Raw genomic sequence first — 2,562 nt, forward strand, 5'->3', positions numbered from 1 at the left:
ATTAAGCTAACGGGCAGGATAGTTCGGGAGATCTTGGTGCTTCTGTGTGTTACCTGCTTAGATAGATTTCGTTACACTACTAGCTGCAGTTTTGCTATTCTTAGAATTTGCAATTCAAGTAAAAAAAGGACAGGGGTGCCCTGTCCTTTCTTAATAGATGAGTGTAAAATCCTGATGAGTTTACGGTTCGATCAAGGTTTACAGATCGACTTTCAAGGTGCCCAGCATCTTGGCGAATTTCGGATCGTGGTAGGATAAGAAAAGACTTTCCCGTGTATCGAGGGTGGCAATCTGTTGCATATCGTCTGCGCTCAACTCAAAATCGAAAATGTCGAAGTTTTCGACGATCCGCTCTTTTCTCACCGATTTTGGAATAACAACGACTTCACGCTGAACAAGCCAGCGCAGCACGACCTGGGCGACGGACTTGTTGTGTTTTTCTGCTATCGAGGCCAGCACTTCGTTGCCGAACATGTTGCCCTTTCCTTCAGCGAACGGCGCCCACGACTGGTGCTGCACTCCCTGCTCTTTCATAAAAGCGGCACTTTCGATCTGCTGGTAGAACGGGTGCGTTTCAACCTGGTTGACGGCAGGTACGATTTCGTTATGCACGATGAGGTCCATCAGACGGTCGGGCAGGAAGTTGCTGACACCGATCGCCTTGATCTTGCCTTCGCGGTATAGGTCTTCCATCGCACGCCAAGCGCCATAATAATCGCCGAACGGCTGGTGTATAAGGTATAGATCGAGATATTCGAGCTGTAACTTCTTCAATGATTTGGCAAACGCCAGCTTGGCACTCTCGTATCCTGCATCTTGAACCCAGAGCTTGGTCGTGATGAACAGCTCCTCACGCGGTACGCCGCTGCGCTTGATCGCGCGTCCGACCGCTTCCTCGTTCAGATAACCGGCGGCGGTGTCGATCAGGCGGTAACCGGCCATCAGCGCTTCATATACCGCGTTCTCGCATTCTTCAGCATCGGGAACCTGGTAGACACCGAAGCCGATAATCGGCATTTTCACTCCGTTGTTCAATGTTACGCTTTGCATTTTAACTCCTCCTAGTATTTAAATGTATAATAGCAAACGGCGCGTATCCCGGGAATCGGGCACTGCAGCGGTAATTCCACTTACGGCTGAATTGCATTACAATAAGCTTAGAACCTTCGTGCTACACGAAGTCAAGTCGTCTTCACAACTTTATTTTCCAAGGAGGATTTGACATGTATACGGTCAAAGAAGCCGCCCAGATAACGGGACTCACCCAGCACGCCGTGCGCTTTTACACGGATAAAGGCCTGGTGCCAAGCGTACAGCGTAATCAAAACAACATTCGGATGTTCAACGACGAATCAATCAACTGGCTGCATGGCGTGAAATGCCTCAAGCAATCCGGGATGCCGATTGAATTCATTAAAAAGTATATCGATCTCTGTCTCGAAGGGGATTCGACCATTCCGCAACGCTTCGCACTTATGATGGAGCATAAAGAAGCGGCGCTCGTTCAGCTTGAAGAAGCCAAACGGCACGTTGCCCATTTAGAACAAAAAACCGACCTATATCAGGCCATTCTGGAGCACCGCACTCCAGACACGACCAATCCCGGTAACTGGGACAAAATTCAGCATATGCATGCTGACGTATTTTACTCGCCCTCTGTTCGGAAGGCGTGAGACATATTTTGAGCACATCAACCGTTTTGGGGAAAATCTTCGGTTTAAAACTCTTGATTGGCTTGCAATGAACAAGATTCACATCAATCTAGATTGAACTAACGGGAGACTATAGTTAATCTAATAAGAATTTTAGAGGGGCTTGGTATGAAAAACATTTTTCTGATTGGCGGTACAATGGGCGTAGGAAAAACAACAACTTGCCAAATTATGAAGGATAAATTGAGCAACAGCGTATTTCTTGATGGGGACTGGTGCTGGGACATGCGTCCATTTCAAGTGACCGAGGAAACCAAAGAGATGGTTATGCAAAATATATGCTTCCTTTTGAATAATTTTATCAAGTGTACCGTTTATGAAAATATTGTCTTTTGCTGGGTAATGCATCAGCAAGCTATTGTTGATGAGATTATTACACGTCTTGATACACAAGGTTGCAAAGTGCATCTCATATCCTTGGTATGCAGTATAGAGGCATTGAAAGAACGACTGATTAAGGATGTAGATGTCGGAAATCGTACGGAAGATATATTATTAAGAAGCCTAGAGCGCATTCCTCTATACGAACAAGTGAATACAACTAAAGTGGATGTCTCGAACATCACCGCCGAGCAAGCAGCAGACTTTATTATTCAGCGGTTCTCAATACCAACTAATTGAATGTGTAGTCTGGTTTCGCATGGAACAAATCTATAAGATAAGAATGCTGAATTGCACTGAACCGGTCTGGAGAACAGGTTGAGAAGTTAGAGTTACCGTTTGAATGTACAATTAAACAAGGTAAGTAGCATAGAGAACGTACTGATTCAATATAAAGAAGAAGCACAGTTTGATGGTATTACAATTGTAAATTATTACTCAGGGTATTCCACTAACGGGAAACGTTAGT

3 protein-coding genes are annotated in these 2,562 nt (G+C 45.2%); 2 read left to right on the forward strand and 1 reads right to left on the reverse strand.

What is annotated here, in order from left to right; all coding sequences use genetic code 11:
- Positions 1-198: 198 nt before the first annotated feature.
- Positions 199-1,050: an aldo/keto reductase gene (locus tag ACQKPA_RS33145; RefSeq protein ID WP_427496515.1), complete on the reverse strand. Its 852-nt coding sequence runs from the start codon at positions 1,048-1,050 to the stop codon at positions 199-201.
- Positions 1,051-1,223: 173 nt separating this feature from the next.
- Between ACQKPA_RS33145 and ACQKPA_RS33150 the strand changes: the two genes are divergently transcribed.
- Positions 1,224-1,673 (forward strand): MerR family transcriptional regulator, encoded by a 450-nt coding sequence (locus tag ACQKPA_RS33150; RefSeq protein ID WP_216535602.1) that lies wholly within the window; start codon positions 1,224-1,226, stop codon positions 1,671-1,673.
- 147 nt (positions 1,674-1,820) lie between these two features.
- Complete coding sequence (locus ACQKPA_RS33155) at positions 1,821-2,333, forward strand: AAA family ATPase (RefSeq protein ID WP_427496516.1); 513 nt, start codon at positions 1,821-1,823, stop codon at positions 2,331-2,333.
- The last annotated feature ends 229 nt before the right edge of the window (positions 2,334-2,562 follow it).

The organism is Paenibacillus sp. NPDC093718, assembly GCF_050279985.1.
GTDB lineage: Bacteria > Bacillota > Bacilli > Paenibacillales > Paenibacillaceae > Paenibacillus_AQ.

Excerpts from the sequence above, each read along its gene's own strand:
- ACQKPA_RS33145 (WP_427496515.1), bottom strand. The coding sequence starts at position 1,050 with ATGCAAAGCGTAACATTGAACAACGGAGTGAAAATGCCGATTATCGGC.
- ACQKPA_RS33150 (WP_216535602.1), top strand. The coding sequence starts at position 1,224 with ATGTATACGGTCAAAGAAGCCGCCCAGATAACGGGACTCACCCAGCAC.
- ACQKPA_RS33155 (WP_427496516.1), top strand. The coding sequence starts at position 1,821 with ATGAAAAACATTTTTCTGATTGGCGGTACAATGGGCGTAGGAAAAACA.